9 protein-coding genes are annotated in these 15,428 nt (G+C 60.8%); 3 read left to right on the plus strand and 6 right to left on the minus strand.

Annotated features, from left to right (window positions below):
• Nucleotides 1-42: 42 nt before the first annotated feature.
• The 3 genes from GRAN_RS15345 to GRAN_RS15350 are packed head-to-tail and all read right to left on the minus strand — an operon-like array spanning nucleotide 43 to nucleotide 5,661.
• Nucleotides 43-2,088, minus strand: a complete 2,046-nt coding sequence (locus GRAN_RS15345; RefSeq protein WP_241654662.1) for a GH92 family glycosyl hydrolase — start codon at nucleotides 2,086-2,088, stop codon at nucleotides 43-45.
• Nucleotides 2,085-2,237, minus strand: coding sequence for a hypothetical protein (locus tag GRAN_RS26330; protein WP_241654663.1), 153 nt, complete (start codon nucleotides 2,235-2,237; stop codon nucleotides 2,085-2,087). The genes GRAN_RS15345 and GRAN_RS26330 overlap by 4 nt, the downstream gene beginning before the upstream one ends.
• Entirely contained in the window at nucleotides 2,227-5,661 is a 3,435-nt protein-coding gene (locus GRAN_RS15350; protein ID WP_128913861.1) for a TonB-dependent receptor, read from the minus strand. Before GRAN_RS15350 ends, GRAN_RS26330 begins: the two co-directional genes overlap by 11 nt.
• 566 nt (nucleotides 5,662-6,227) lie before the next feature.
• On the opposite strand from GRAN_RS15350, the gene GRAN_RS15355 reads away from it, so the two are divergent.
• Together GRAN_RS15355 and GRAN_RS15360 are read left to right on the plus strand one after the other, a co-directional pair.
• Nucleotides 6,228-7,529 carry an MFS transporter gene (locus tag GRAN_RS15355; protein WP_128913862.1) on the plus strand — a complete coding sequence of 434 codons (1,302 nt, stop codon included), beginning with the start codon at nucleotides 6,228-6,230 and terminating at the stop codon, nucleotides 7,527-7,529.
• A 65-nt stretch (nucleotides 7,530-7,594) separates the two neighbouring features.
• The gene (locus tag GRAN_RS15360) at nucleotides 7,595-9,289 is read left to right on the plus strand and encodes an alpha-amylase family protein (RefSeq protein ID WP_128913863.1); all 1,695 of its coding nucleotides are present in this window, start codon (nucleotides 7,595-7,597) and stop codon (nucleotides 9,287-9,289) included.
• On the opposite strand, the gene GRAN_RS15365 is transcribed toward GRAN_RS15360, so the two are convergent.
• Both GRAN_RS15365 and GRAN_RS15370 read right to left on the minus strand, forming a co-directional pair.
• Complete coding sequence (locus GRAN_RS15365; RefSeq protein WP_128913864.1) at nucleotides 9,286-10,599, minus strand: alpha/beta hydrolase family protein; 1,314 nt, start codon at nucleotides 10,597-10,599, stop codon at nucleotides 9,286-9,288. The genes GRAN_RS15360 and GRAN_RS15365 overlap by 4 nt on opposite strands.
• Nucleotides 10,600-10,679: 80 nt before the next feature.
• A complete protein-coding gene (locus tag GRAN_RS15370; RefSeq protein WP_128913865.1) occupies nucleotides 10,680-11,855 on the minus strand; it encodes a phosphatidylinositol-specific phospholipase C1-like protein in 1,176 nt (391 codons plus the stop codon).
• Between the two features lie 90 nt (nucleotides 11,856-11,945).
• Here GRAN_RS15370 and GRAN_RS15375 point away from each other — a divergent pair, with 90 nt between their 5' ends.
• Nucleotides 11,946-12,629: a MarC family protein gene (locus GRAN_RS15375; protein WP_128913866.1), complete on the plus strand. Its 684-nt coding sequence runs from the start codon at nucleotides 11,946-11,948 to the stop codon at nucleotides 12,627-12,629.
• Here the strand turns inward: GRAN_RS15375 and GRAN_RS15380 are convergent.
• Nucleotides 12,626-15,388 carry a PAS domain-containing protein gene (locus GRAN_RS15380; RefSeq protein ID WP_128913867.1) on the minus strand — a complete coding sequence of 921 codons (2,763 nt, stop codon included), beginning with the start codon at nucleotides 15,386-15,388 and terminating at the stop codon, nucleotides 12,626-12,628. The two genes, GRAN_RS15375 and GRAN_RS15380, sit on opposite strands and share 4 nt — an antisense overlap.
• Nucleotides 15,389-15,428 lie beyond the last annotated feature (40 nt).

Below are 15,428 nucleotides of genomic sequence, written 5' to 3' on the forward strand. Positions count from 1 at the left end.
CGACGAAGGTGGGGCACACAGGGTCTTGAAGTGCTTAGGGGGTTATTTGAAGTTAGAGGCCCATTTAGATGGGTTGGAGCCCATGGTCAGCTCGAGGGTGGCTCCGTTCATGATGTCGTCGTAGTGGATGACGGGGATGTTCAGGGGCTTGCCGTTGAGCGTGGCGGACTGGATGTAGACGTTCGTCGCGGAGTTATGCGGGGCGCGGACGGTGAAGGTCTTGTCGTTGGCCAGGCGGATGGACATGGCCTCGAACATCGGGCTGCCGATCATGTAGTCGCCTGATGCTGGGTTGACGGGGTAGAAGCCGAAGGCGGTGAAGAGGAACCACGCGGACATCTGGCCGCAGTCGTCGTCGCCGTCGAGGCCGGCGGGGGCGTTAGCGTACTCCTTGTTGGCGATCTCGCGAACCTTGGACTGGGTCTTGAAGGCCTGTCCACTGTAGTCGTAGAGATAGCCATAGTGGTGGCTGGGCTCGTTGCTGTGGACGTTGTGGCCGCCTGCGAAGTGCTGGTCGAGCATGGCGTTGTATTTGTCGGGCCCACCCATAAGATCGACGAGCCCGGGGACATCCTGCATGACGGCCCAGGTATAAACCCACGGGGAGCCTTCGGTGAAGCCGTCATCCGGCTTGGCCCAGGAGCCATCGAGATTCTTGCCTTGCATGAGGCCGGTCTCTTTGTTGAAGAGATTGCGGTAGTTCTGCGAGCGCTTGAGGAAGTAGTTGTAATCGGTCGTCTTGCCGAGGATCTTCGCGACCTGCGCGACACACCAGTCGTCGTAGGCGTCTTCGAGCGTGGAGGAGGCAGCTTCGGCGGTCTTATCGACGGGGATATAGCCGAGCTTCTTATAGTAGGTGAGGCCGGGGCGGGCCTCGTAGGGTGTGTGCTCTTCGCGGTCGCTCCAGAGGCGGGTGGTGTCGCCATCGGGTGGGGTCATGGCGTCCTTGTAGACGGCGTCCCATGCGGTGGCGTAGTCGAAGCCTTTGAAGCCTTTAATCATAGCTTCGGCAACGAGCGAGTCGGCGTGGGTGGCGATCATGATGTTGGTGTAGGAGGGGTTGGGCCACTTGGGCATCCAGCCGCCCTCTTTGTAGTTCTGCAGGAGGGCGGTGATCATGCCGGGGATGCGTTCGGGCGCGAGGAGGGTGAGGAGGCTGTTCTCGGCGCGGAAGGTATCCCAGATGGAGTAGGCGGTATAGGAGTGGCCGTTGTGGATGGTGTCGTCGAAGGCGCTGTAGTAGCGGCCTTGCTCGGAGAAGATTTTCGGATATAGGAGCGCGTGATAGAGGGCGGTGTATACGATGTGGCGCTGGTCGTCGGTGGCGCCTTCGATGTTGACGCGCGCGAGCTTCTCATTCCACGCGGTGTGGAGCTTCTGGCGGACGGCTTCGAAGTTCCAGTCGGGAATCTCGGCTGCGAGGTTGGCGCGGGCCTGGTCGATGCTAATGAAGGATGTGCCTATGCGGACTTCCACTGCTTCGCCTTGCGTCGTACGGAACTCGGCATACGCGCCGCGTTCGGCTTTGCCTGAGAGGCCATAGGTTTCGGCGTGATCGAAGGGCTTGCGGAACTGGACGACGAAGTAGCCCTTGAAATTCGGCAGGGGTATGTTGCCGAGGTGCTTGTCCATCCGATCCGGGTTATAGCCGGTGATCTCGTGGTTGGCCGCGTTAACTTCGGCGTGGCCCTCGATGCCGGGCCGGGAGGCTTCGACTAGTACGCGTGAGGCGTTTCCCGCTGGGAAGGTGAAGCGCATCAGGGCGCAACGCTCGGTCGCGGTGATCTCGGTGCGGACTCGCTCGCCCGTGGCGTCGGTGGTCCAGACGGAGTAGAAGTCGGGGTGGGTCTCTTCGTCGTTGTGGATGTAGGTGACGGCGCGGGCGTCGGGTGTGATCTTGAGATCGCCGGTTTGGGGGATGAGAGTGATGTAACCGTAGTCGCCCATCCAGATGGCGGGTTGGTGGGTGCCGATGAAGCCTGTGATTTTGGTGTCTTCGTATTTGTACGAGACGCCGCTGATCTTGTTCTGGCGAGTCTGCGGGGTCCAGGTGGTCATGCCAAAGGGTGGCGTGACGAAGGGCATCATGCCGCCGTAGCCGATGGGCCGCTGCCGGTTCCGATGTAGGGGTTGACCCAGGCGATGGGGTCGGCAAAGCAGGACTGGGATCCCGCCGTAACAAGCGCGAGGATCCCAGTCAGGATGAGGCGAAGTGAAGCAATGAAGCTAGAACGCATAACGCAGGCTGAACTGGAACTGGCGATCTGCGCCGTAGGTTCCGCCCTTCGTTCTGCTCAAGCCGAACGTTCCGGAGGTTGGGCCGGTATCCGGATTGTCGGGGGTTGGGTGGTTGAGGACGTTGAAGCCCTCCCCGCGGAAGACCATCGTCTGGTTGTCATGATTGGGAATGATATGGAACGTCTTGTTGAGGGCAAAGCTGTAGTTCTGGAAGCCAGTGCCGTTGATCTGGTTGCGGGATCCGCGAGGAGCGAACGTACCCGGAAGAGGTTGAGAGAAGGAGGCGGTACTGAACCACGGTGCGGTTCCGGTCTGGCCTGCGAAGTTTTTGTACGTTTGCACGTGAGAGACTTCGCGGTAGAGCTGCGTTCCCGAGCCCGTGCCGACGCCGGCGAAGTCGTTTCCGTTCGATACGTTGAGCGGGGGACCTGTCTGCGCCTGCAAGGTTCCGGAGAACTGCCAGCTACCGAGGGCAATGCGTTCTGCCATGTGGTTGGAGTGGTTGAACTGGTCGATGTTATAGACGAAGTTCGAGACGAAGACGTGACGGATGTTGAAGTCGCTGCGGCCCCAGTAGTTTGACTTATCGAAGGCGTTGGGAAGCTGCGTGCCGTTCGACGAACCGAAGTCGGAGCTGTTCGACCAGGTGTACGCTACGCCAAAGAGCAAGCCCTTGCTCAGACGGCGACGGAGATTCATCTGCAACGCGTTGTAGATGGAAGCGCCGCCATTGGTCGCCTGGTTGATGTTCGAGAAGCCCTTGTACGGACGGAGGGCATCGGTGGCAACACCCTGGCTTGAGGGCAGAAGCGTCGTACCGATCGGCAACTGGTTGACGTTAATCAGCTCCTCAAGGTGAATTCCGCGACGGCCGGCATAGGACATGGAGAAGACGCCGAGTGCCGGAAACTCCTGCTCCACGGTGAGGTTCCAGTTGTACGACTCAGGGCTCGGATAGTTGTAGGCCTGCGACGAGTAGTTGAAGGGGAAGTTGTTGCTTCCGACACCACCCGGGGCGTTGGCCTGTCCGAGGCTGACGGTGGATGACGGCTGGAACGGTGCATTGCCACCGGTGAAGACGTTATCCGTGATGCCGAGACGCTGGACATATCGTCCGCCGCCTCCGCGAATCACAAGACCCTGACGCGGCTGGTAGGTGATGCCGAAGCGAGGCTGGATATCGGTCTTCACCGTGGGCGAGTAGGCGTTGCTGAAGCCGCGGAAGAGACCCTGGAAACCGGCGAGGATAGCCGGATCCACATGGCCTGCCGCGCTCGACGGGAAGCCGCTGCCGGGGATGACGACGCCGTTGTAGCGATCGCCGCCAGTCACGACGTCCGTAGCAGGGTTGACCGTGACCGCGTTCGCCGGGTTATAGGACGCCGGGTTGAAGACAGACTGATTGCCCCAAATCGCGTAGTAGGGGTTGTAGAAGCTGTAACGAGCACCGGCCTCGATGACAAGCTGCGGCGTGGCGCGCCACTGATCCTGCAGGAAGCCCTCGTACATGGTGCTGCGATAGAGCGTGTAGGAGCGCTGCCCGATCTCTCCATAGGTGTCGAAGAGACCTTCCGCGGCGTTGGCGACGCCGATCTTGGTGGTAGTGCCGCCTGCGCGCTGGTCGGTGAAGGTGAACTTACCATTCTGGTTGTTGGTCGATCCGGGGGTGTTCGACACGGTGATCTGGTCGAAGTTGTTTTCCCCGCCGTACTCGAAGTTGAAGCCAATCTTGACGGTGTGATTACCCCAGACCTTGGTGACGTTGTCGGCGAAGTTATACACCACGCCGCCCGAGTGCGACGGGTACGGACCGCCATCGAGAAGAGTGAAGTTCGGAAGGCTGATGGTGGGGATCTTGTTGGGAATGGTCTTCGTCGCCGCAGAGTAGAGGAAGGGATAGTTGATCCCGTACTTCGTACGATCGTAGAGACCGCTTGAGGTATCGATGCCAATCGTCACGTGATCCGCGGCAGCGGACACGATCAGCTCGTTCACCATGGTGGGAGAGATCGTCCAAGCATAGTGAACGACGGCGACCTGATTCGGACGGTCGAAGATGCGGGGGTTGCGATTGAAGTTTCCGTAGTGCGGTGAGTAGTCGTGGTAGTTGTAGTTCAGCAGCGAGAAACGAAGGTGATGGGCCTCGAAGGGGATGTAGTCCATCACGATCGTGTCCTTGCGCTGCGTCTGCATCTCCGTCGCCGCATCCACCCAGTTATATGTGGTCGCCGACGCATTCGGAGCCGGGAAGGCGTTTAGCAGCGCGAGACCATTTGCGCTGAGATCGCTGGACGGAATCACATTGCCGGCATACGCAGCCCCCGTGGTGGGGCTGTAGATCTGGTTGACGCCTCCGTAGAAGATGTTCGGACTCAGCAATTCGCTGAAATTACCGGTGCGCATCAATGCGGTCGGAACCTTTTGAAAGACCGTGTCGTCGTTGTTGTATCTCAGGTACTCCTGGCCAAGCAGGAAGAAGAGCTTGCTCTTATCCTTGTTGAACACTTTAGGGATGTAGACAGGGCCGTTGAGATTCCAGCCGTACTGGTTGTAGCGGAATCCTGGCGGCTTATTCCGGATGGCCGCGCTGTTCGAGGGAAGCTTGCGCTGCCATGTATTCGCATTCAGGATCGTGTTGCGGAAGAACTCATACGCGGCTCCGTGAAAGGTGTTCGTACCGCTCTTGGGGACGATGCGGACCTGGCCGCCATCGGTGCGGCCATACTCTGCCTGGTAGCTGTTGGTGAGGATCTGTACCTGCGAGGTGGAGTCGACGTCCGCGACACCAACGCTTGTGCCGTTGGAGCGGGTGCGTACCGCAGGAGCACCGTCGATCGTGATGAGGCTCTCCTGGCTTCGCGCTCCGCCAATGTTGACGCCGTTATCGAGACCGAAGGCGAAGGACGCCATCGAGGCGTTACGCGTGACGCCGGGCTCGAGCTGCGAGAGATAGAGCGGGTTGCGGCCGTTGAGCTGAATGCTCTTGACCTGCTCCTGAGTGACGAGCTGGCCGACGACAGCACTCTCCGTCTGCACGCTGTTGGCGCCGGCTTCAACTGTGACGGTCGAGGTCGATTCGCCCACCTTCATGGCGACATCGATGTGGCGGCCGATGCTCGGGTCGACGTTCACGTTGTTGAGCGTAACGCTCTGGAAACCGGCCGCCTCGACCTTCACGGTGTAGTTCCCAGCCGTGACGTTCGGCAGGGTGAAGTTGCCGCTTTCATTTGTGCTCGCGGTGACCTCGCTTCCGGTAGCGTTGTTGCGAACGGTAACTTTCGCGTTGGGCAGCAAGGCCCCCGATGCGTCCGAAATGCCGCCCGAGAGCGAGGAACTATCCGACTGCCCATATGCGCTCCATACAGGCGGCGCCGCCAGGCTGATGAGGAAGAGTGATGCGAGTACTCGTGACTTGATGCGCACGTGAAACCTCCAAGGGTTGCGTTGAGACTGAAGCGGTTTCTTGCTTAGTTACCGCTTTCGTAGACATTGTTTGAGCGACCCGTTGTAGTGGACCGCAAGTGGGAGTGTCAACTGCTTTTTCGCGTATCGGGGGAGAGTCTGTTGATAACGGTCCCAGAAGTCAGACCACAGCGACGACGCGGGGGCAGGTGCGGAGCTTATGGAGGTTCGCAAGCGTCGTTTCCTGTTCGCGAGCGCCCCGAGCTTTTGTACCGAAAGACAGCGGTGTCGCGGGTTGGAGCGTCACGAGTGGCGGGCAGATGAGAAAACGTTCTCCGAAGGTAACCTCCTCCAAAAGTCGGACACATTGGTCGGACCACCTGTATCTTGAAGAAATCGTGAAAGATTCACCGTCGCCCTCGGATTAGTGCTTTTTCGCGGCCCGTTCCGGAGGTTACCTCACCGTGCGCGGCGGCCCTTGGAGACATGGCCCGGAGCCGTAAAGCGACGTCTACCGCTCTCGGATTTTGCGGCTCGATGCTCCGCGGATCTCAGCGCGACAGGCATTACGATGGGTACGTCGACGCATGGCTGCACAGGGACGCATCACGGGCGGAACGACGCGTGAAAAGGAGAACGAAATCAAAGCTCGCAGCCTCAAGGCGCACCAGGCGATCACCCTCTCGCTCCTCTTTCTAGCTGGGATCGTGAATTTTCTCGACCGGGCATCGCTCTCGGTGGCGAACACGACCATACGCGCCGAGATGCACTTGAACGGTACGCAGATAGGCCTTCTCCTCTCCGCGTTCTCGCTTGCGTACGGGTTTGCACAACTGCCGCTGATTGGCCTGCTTGATCGTGCGGGGATGCGTTCGATCCTCGGTGGCGGCCTTCTGCTCTGGTCGTCGGCGCAGATGCTGACTGGCCTCATTCGCGGGTTGCCCGCATTTCTGTTCTTGCGGGTTATGCTCGGCGTGGGCGAGGCTCCCTTCTATCCGTGCGGAGTCCGGAGTATGCGCGAGTGGTTCACAGCGGAGAGCCGGGGCCGCGCCACCGCGATCATGAGCAGCTCGCAAACGATTGGCCTCGCGGTCGCGCCGCCTGTGTTGACCTACATGATGCTCCGGCTTGGGTGGCGAACGATGTTCATCGTGCTTGGGCTGTGTGGCGTCGCGGTGGCGCTCGGTTGGATTGTGTTGCATCGTCCGCGCCGCGCCACGATCTTTCGTGAAGCTGAGGATGGCACCGTACACGAGAGTGCCTGGAGGGTGCTGTTGCGACAGCGCATGGTCCACGGGATGATGCTTGGCTTTGGCGGCATCAACTACACCAACTGGCTCTACACGGCGTGGCTGCCTGGTTATCTCCAGAGCGAGCGCCATCTCTCCCTCGCTCGCAGCGGATGGGTTGCGGCAATTCCCTTTCTATCGGGAGGCGTCGGCATGTTGACGAGCGGTATCGTCGCCGACCGGTTCGCACGCGCGGGCACGCCTCTGCCGACGGTGCATCGCAGGAATCTCGTCATCGGCATGGTGCTCTCGGCCGCGAGCACGCTCGTGGTGGCGCATAGCCATACGACAATGGGGGCAGTCGCCGGCATCAGCTTCGCGCTCTTCTGTATTCACTTCGCGGGCACATCCGGATGGGGCTATACGCAGGCCGTCAGCCCCGGACATCTTGTGGCCTCGCTCAGCGCGTTGCAGAACTTTGCCGCTTTCATGATCGCTTCGGCGGCTCCTGTGGTGACCGGGATGATCCTCGATCGGACACAGTCGTTCAGTCTGGCACTCAGCCTTTGCAGCGCGGTAACGCTGCTTGGAGCATTGAGCTATGCAACGCTTGCCGCGCCAAAGCCTATGACGTCGAGCGTTGCGGCGGCTCCGGTGTAGACGAGTTACAACCATGCATCGCCGGATTCGCCGCAGGCGGTCAACAACACACAGAGGTGAGATAAGTGAATCGACGTGAACTTCTGCAAGGCGGTGCGGCCGCGGTGTCCGCTTTCCTTCCTGCACCACAAAGAGCTACGACCGGAAACCTGAGCGGCATATCAATCGATGTGCTTCGCGTTCCAGACCTGGTGCGTATCTTCACTGGTACCACGGCTGACACCACGAGCGTTCTGCAAGCGCGTGGCGGCAGGTGGTCCGGTAGTGGTGTGGATCTTACTTACAACGTTGAGCAGGGGCGAGGTGTGCTGACGCTCGATGCCCAGGGTGTCCGGCTTAGACGTGTTCACCTGCGTTGGAACGGCACGATCAGCGAGAGGCTCACCGTGCTTGGGGATGCGTGGGAGCGGAGCTATGGGGATCTTGCGTGGCTTCCGATGCAGGCCGAACGGGTTCTCCCTTGGTACTGTCTTGTGCAGGATGGGGCGGAGACCCACGGCTTCGGGGTCGAGACGGGTGCTTCTGCTTTTGCATTCTGGCAGGTGGATACGAACGGGATCTCCCTATGGCTCGATACGCGAAACGGCGGCAACGGCGTTGCGCTTAAGGCTCGTTCGCTTGTCTTGGCGACGGTTGTAACGATGCAGAGCCTACCCGGAGCGAATGCTCACCAGACGGCGCAGGCTTTGTGTCGCCGAATGGCGCCGAAGGTGGTGCTTCCAAAGAAGCGTGGAAAGTATTCGCTGGGCGCGCTGTATGGGAGTAACGACTGGTACTACGCTTATGGGAAGAACAGCCCGGAGGGTATTCTCCGGGATGCCGAAGTCATTCGCGAGGTGGCTCCTTCAGGTGCGGCGCGTCCGTTTACCGTGATCGACGATGGGTATCAGGATCCCAAACGCTTTCCCGGCATGCAGAGGCTTGCGGAGGATATTCGCCGGCGCGAGGTTAATCCAGGGATATGGGTTCGGCCGTTGCGCGCTCCTTCCACGGCGGCATCGTCCTGGCTTCTTCCGGGGAGCCGGTTCGGGCGTCACCAGGAGAGGGCGAAGGAGTTGGCCTATGACCCTACCGTGCCGGATGCTCGCCGTGCCGCGCTGGACGTCGTACGTGAGGCAGGGGCCTGGGGATACGATCTCATCAAGCATGACTTCACTACCTACGAGTTGCTCGGCCAGTGGGGGAACGAGATGGGCCCCTCCCCCACGGTTGACGGGTGGAGCTTTCATGACGAGACGAAGACGAACGCGGAGATTATTCGCGAGTTCTATCGAGACATTCGCACGGCTGCGGGAGAAGACCGCATCGTGATCGGATGCAACACAGTGGGCCACTTATCTGCTGGTCTTTTCGACGCGCAACGAACGGGCGATGACGTCAGCGGGAGGACGTGGGAGCGGACGCGGCGCATGGGAGTCAACACGCTTGCGTTCCGTCTCCCGCAGCATGGCATCTTCTTTGCCATCGATGCCGACTGTATTCCGATTACGAAAGACATTCCCTGGAACCTGACCGAGCAGTGGCTGCGCGTCGTGGCGGCGACGGGTTCCGTGCTTCTGATCTCGCCTGAGCCAGGTACGGTTGGGCCGGAACAGAAAAGGGCGATTCGGGAGGCCTTTGCGCAATGCGCTGCGCAACAGACACATAGCGAGCCTGCGGATTGGCAGGCATCGCGTACGCCGACGGATTGGACGAGCGGTTCCGACCACAAACGCTATGACTGGCTCACGGAAGAAGGAGCGAGCCCCTTCCCGGCCTAGCGCTCCGGATGCAGATGCATGGTGAGGAACTGGATGTAGACGTCCAGGTCCGTGGGCACCATGCCGTGTCCGCCGGAGTGCATGGAGTAGGCAAGATCGTGCAGGATCGGCTGCCCGGCTGCAGGCCACACGTCGGTATCGAGAGGATCTTTTCCGAGTAGCTTGTAGACTGGGCCAGCCGCGACGGCTGAGAGAAACTCACCCTTGGGATCGGACCAGAAGTCTGTGTCGCCCGTCTGCAAGAGCAGGGGCCTCGGAGCAATCAACGCTACGAGCAAATTGGCGTCCATTGGCGCTGTGTCTGGGAAGCCGCCGTATTTCTGGTAATCCGCCGCGAACTGGTAGGGAAAGCGCCCGGGCGCGACGAGGTGAGCGACGGTTTCGCCGTAGTCCCGATGGCTGAGCGCTGCGCCACCCTCGCCGGAGCAGCTTGCGATAACGGCGGCGAAGCGCTGATCGTGCGCCCCGGCCCACATGACCGTCTTACCCAGGCGCGATACGCCGTGGATCGCGACCCGCTTCGCATCGATTCCCTTATCGGTCTCGAAGTAGTCCTCGACGCGGCTCATGCCCCATGCCCATGCGGAGACCGCACCCCACTCGTCGGGTGCGGGTGCCGTCTGTCCAGGCTTGAGATACCGGGCGCGGATGCCGTTCGAGAATCCCGAGGCATAGTCGGGGTCGACGTCACCGTAGTAGAACGTGGCGAAGCCGAAGCCGGCGGCGAGTAGAGGCTCAACATCGACCCTTCCAAAGCCCTTACCCTTCGGCGCTGGGACTCTAGTGTTCGTCTTCGGATCCCATATCTCGGACGGCCTGATTCCCGGGTCATCTGCTGCGTTCGAAACGGCACCGAAGTTGATGCTCAGCAGCATAGGCACCGGCTTCTTTGCTGCCGCAGGCAGGTAGACGAGGAGGTTGATTTTCGGACCGCTGTGATCTTTCGTCAGGTAGATCATCACCTGTTTGCGGATAGCCTTGCCGCTAAGCGCGGGCGTGCCTTTATCGAAGATATCGAAGCTCTCATCGGCGGGACGACCGGGTGCGCGACCGTACTGCTGCGTCTCGAAGATCTCGACAATCTCGGGCCTGCGTTTCGTGGTCCAGGTCTTCGCGTCACGCACAGGCTTGCCGTCGTTGAGCTTGAGGGGATCGGGAAGCGTGTAGGTCCCCGTCTTCGACTCGTCGTAGTTCACCGGGATTCCCGCGACCGTCGACGGCAGCGCTTGCGCGGCGGCAGGCGCCTGGGCAGCGGCGAGCACGGGAGACGAAAGTGTCAGGGCAAAGCACACACCACATAGCAACCGCATGTCTGGTTGAACCTCGCTCGAAAAACTCAAAAGAAAGCAAGCGAACCCTAACGTTCTGGTCTGACCTCTGTCAAGATGCGCTACTTCGGGTGGTTGACCGGAGACATTTCGCCACCGCTCTTTGTGCCAGGCTCGAACAGCGCATCCTTGCATCCGGCGGGTGCGTTCACGGGGTTGCAGCGTGCGGGGACGCCCCCAGGAAGGCCGACGGTGTATCCACTCCACGGCGCGGGCTCGGACAGCGGGAAATCAGTGCTCATGATCTGAACGCCGCTTGCCAGCAGAGCATCGCGCCGCGTGGTGTCGTTATCGCGGCCTGCGTCGGTGTTGTAGTCGACGCGCGTTCGCACGAGATAGCCGCTCTTGACAAGAGGATTGATCACCTCGGGCGTTCCGCGATCGCGCTCGATGAATGCTGCTTCCGGTTGGCCGGGGTCGGAGTTGGTGAAAAGTACGCGGTCATGCAGACCGGCGTGACCAGCGAGGTAAGCGGGAGCGGACTTCTTGATGTAGAGGAGAAACATGACCTTGCCGCGAGACTTCTGGAGCGTCGGCCACTTGCCCGCGAGGACAGCGGCTTCAAGGGTGGGGTAGCTCCCGCGCACCTGGTCGGGCGTGATGATCTCCTTTTCCCGGAAGACGGAGCGGATCTCGCGGTCAAGCGAATCCCATGTGTCGGCTGTCCATGGCTCGGCCTCGACCGCGCCGGGAAGCTGGCTGATCTTGCCCTGCTTATCCTCGATCAGGATGAAGAGCGGCACGTGGTGCGGGTGCTGCTTCGACCAGCCGCGAATGTCCTGCAGGCACTGCACGAATCGCTGGCAACTGCTGCGCTCGTTCAGGTCGCCGAGATGCACGACCTTGAAGCCTGGTTTGTCCATCTCGTGGGTGGGATCGAAGTCGGCGTCGGCGGGAAGGCCTTCTTCCTTTGTGAGCTCGACGATCTTCGGATGGGCGAAGCGTCCGCCCTTCGGATCCGGGACGAGGTCGAGCTCCAACTGGCGCGCGCCGCCGGAGAGCTGATCGGCGAGCGAGCGGTGGTGATATTCGAGGCCGCGGTAGGCCTTCGCGTAGTGGCTCGAGAAATACTTCGCCTCGCTCGGCGCGAAGCCCGTGTTGTAGCTGTTGTGAGTGCCGACGACCTGGATCTCGTTCAGGTGGACGATCTTGTCCTGGGCAGAACTGCTCTGCGCGATGGCGACGGAGGAGGCGGCAGGAAGCAAAGCAAGCGCAAGAGACGCAAAAACACGGTTCATCGGACGAAGTTCCTCGTTCTGGATCGGGTACTGTGGGTAAGCCGGACGCAGGTGCTTGTTAGAAGATACCCTTGAAGGAGGAGAAACCTGTTGCAGCTCTGGAATTCCTTTCTTCTTGCTTTCAGCGCGATGCTTCCGCTGATCAACCCGCTTGGCTCCGCCCTGGTCTTCCTCGGGCTGGTCGGCGAGGCTCCGTCGCGCGTCTACCGTGTGCTGGCCCGGAAGATCGCCATCAATACCGTCATCTTTCTGGCCGTCATCGAGCTCATTGGCTCAGCCCTGCTGAACTTCTTCGGGATCTCACTCCCAATCGTGCAGGTCTCGGGAGGCCTTGTGATCGCAGCCATGGGCTGGTCGCTGCTGAACGAGAAGGATGCCACCGCGAATGCGCGGAACAAGCAGGAAGAGATCGCCGTCCGAGCCGAGATCGATACGCGCGGTCTTGAAGAGAAGGCCTTTTACCCGTTCACCTTCCCCGTGACTGCCGGACCTGGATCGCTTGTCGTCATGCTGACGTTGAGCGCACACGCTTCGTCGCCTGTGCTGTCGGATAACGTTCTCAGCCACTTTGGCCTTTTCTTTGCAGCCGTGGTTTTGAGTGCCCTTGTCTACCTCTGCTACGCCTATGCGCCGAAGATTACCAAGGCGATCTCACCTGCGACGGCGCACGGCTTTCTGCGCGTGGTTGCGTTCATCCTGCTTTGCATCGGCGTGCAGATCGCGTGGAACGGCCTGGCCGTGCTGCTCGCGACGGTCGTCAAGCGTCCGGCTTAACGAGGCGCGGGCTGGAACGGCAGGAAGAGTGAAAAGACTGTTCCTGTGTGTGGAGCTCGCTGGCTCGTCATCACACGCAGAACGCCCTCGTGCCGGTCGATGATCTCCTTGCTCACCCATAGACCGAGGCCCGTGCCGGAGAGGCCCTTGGTGGTGAAGAACGGCTCGAAGATCTTCCTGAGTGTCTGCGCGCTCATGCCCGCACCTGTATCCGCAATCGTGATAGCCAAGCCCAGTCTGCCTGTACTCCAGTCCGTCGCGTTTCGTCCACGCACGAAGAGCGTGCCACCAACGGGGTGCATCGCATCGATCGCGTTTCCGGCCAGGTTGTTGAGGACCTGCCGAATTTCTCCTTCGAAGCACGCCACGGGCTTCGTCGCGCGAAGACGCCTCTTGATGCCGACACGTGAGTTGACGATCCTGCCCTGATGGATCGAGAGCACCGTCTCGATGAGGTCCTCGCAGGTGACCTCTTTCGGGTTAGTGGATTGCCGATGGAAGCGGAGCGTCTGGCTGCTGATGACGGAGACGCGCCTCAGTTCGCGTTCGGCCATATCAAGATAGTCCTGAATCTCTTCGATCTTCGTGCCGCCCCGCGCCAGGTAGAGAAGATTCGTGACCGACTCCAGAGGATTATTGATCTCGTGCGCGATCGAAGCGGCGAGCCGACCGACTGCGGCAAGCTTCTCGCTCTGCAAAAGTGCTGTCTCCGCCAACCGCCGTTCGGTTATATCCATCGTGACCCCAACCATGTGGCTTGGCTCACCCGCCTCGTGATAGAGCCCGCGTCCGCTTGCAACGATCCAATGCAGCGTCCCATCCGGCCAATAGACTCGATACTCCGACCGGTACGGCGTGCCATTGGCAACGGACGAGCGCACCGCCTCCTGCATGCCAGCGAGATCGTCCGGGTGAATGGAGGCGAGAAGGTCCTCGTAGGAAAACGGCTCGCCCGCGGCGCGACCAAAGTTCGCCTTGCAGATGTCGGAGCACTCCATCCGCATCGCTGGAAGACTTACTTCCCAGACGCCAAGATAGGCGGTCTCGGCGGCGATGCGAAGCCTGTCCTCGCTCTCGCGCAGGGAGGTCTCGACTGCCTTCGGAGAGGTGATATCGACGGTCACACCCGGGAAGCGCGTCGGTCTACCGTCGGCTGCGAGGCTGCACCGCCCGACCGCTGAGACCCAGCGCACGCTTCCGTCGGATTGCACGAGCCGGTATTCCGACGAGAACTCGTGGCCCGTGCGCACAGCCTCGGCGATCTCGTGTCCGACGCGTTCCTTATCGTCCCTGTGCATGTTGCGGGTGAAGTGCTGGATTGTGATCCCTGCGCGCGCCTCGGCCGGGTCAACACCATAGAGCCGTGCGAAGCCTTCATCGGCATAGACGAGATCGTTGACGACGTCCCAGTCCCAGATGCCCACGCCCTTCGCCGCCGCCAGGGCAAGCCGCAGCCTTTCCTCGCTGGCTCGCAAGGCCTCCGCCGCGCGATGCTGCTCGGTCGTATCGCGAAAGTAGATGACGATTCCACTCGAGGCCGGCCGCACCGTGATGTGCATCCAGATGTTCAGGGGCGCCGGGTAGAAGTGATCGAACTCCCCGCTCTTTCCTTCGTCCATCGCCGCGTAGTAATGCCGGAGCCAGGGAGAGCCATCGAAGACGGCGGAAGGAAAGCTCTCCCAGTGGTTCTTGCCGAGAACATCTCCGCTCCCGGCGAGCATCTCCTTCGCCTTCTCATTGAGAAAGACGATGCGCCACTCGCGATCGAGCTCCGCCACGCCATCAGCCGAGACGTCGAGGACTTCTTGCAAGTGTCGCGCATGCGCCTCGCGTTCCCGCTCCGCGGCGCGGCGTTCGGCGATATCACGAAAGACGAGGACGATGCCGGTGATCTCACCCTGGTCGTCGCGGATGGGCGCGCCACTGTCGTCGATAGCGGTCTCGGCACCGTCCTTCGCGATGAGCGTCGTATGGTTCGCGAGGCCGACAACCGTGCCGAGACGCTTTACCTTGTCGGCTGGGCTCTCTACGATTTTGCGGGTTGTCTCGTTGACGATATGGAAGACCTCGGAGAGCGGCCGGCCCTTGGCCTCCTTCTGGCTCCAGCCGGTGAGGTTCTCGGAGATTGGGTTCATGCGCGTGACGCGGGTTTCGGCATCGGTCACGATGACCGCGTCGCCAATGCTCTGCAGCACACGTGACGACTCTTCCCTGCTCTCATGCAGCTTTCGTTCCGCGAGCACTTCAGAGGTCGAATCGAAGACGATCTCCGCGACGCCTGCGATCTCGCCATTCTCGTAGACCGGGTAGAAGCAAAGGGTCCAATAACGATCCTGCAGGACGCCGTCCAACTCGATCGGGATCAGCATGTGCTTGAAGTCTGACCTGGCCCCATGATGCAAGGCATCTTCGATCGTTGCGCCGATCACGGGCCAGGCTTCGCGCCACACTTCGCGAGCCGGACGGCCGAGAGAGTCTGGATGCTTGCTTCCGAGAAAGACCCGGTACGAGTCGTTATAAAGAAGCGTCAGTTCCTGGCCCCAAAAGACGGTGAACGCGAAGGGCGAGAGAAGAAGCATGTTGACCGTAGCAACCAGGGTCTCGGACCAGTCTTCGAGGCGGCCAAGCGGAGTATTGCTCCACACATGCTCGCGGAACATCCCAGCCAGCTCCCCAGTGCCTGCAATCGAAGCGTAGCCCGGGGAAGACGATGCGCTGCGTCTTCCCGCGCCTGAAGAAGTGAACTCACTGAAACTCATCTCTTTAAGAATCGCCTAAAGCGTGCTGCTCTGGCAATGC

The sequence above is a fragment of the Granulicella sibirica genome, from assembly GCF_004115155.1.
Taxonomy (GTDB): Bacteria; Acidobacteriota; Terriglobia; order Terriglobales; family Acidobacteriaceae; genus Edaphobacter; species Edaphobacter sibiricus.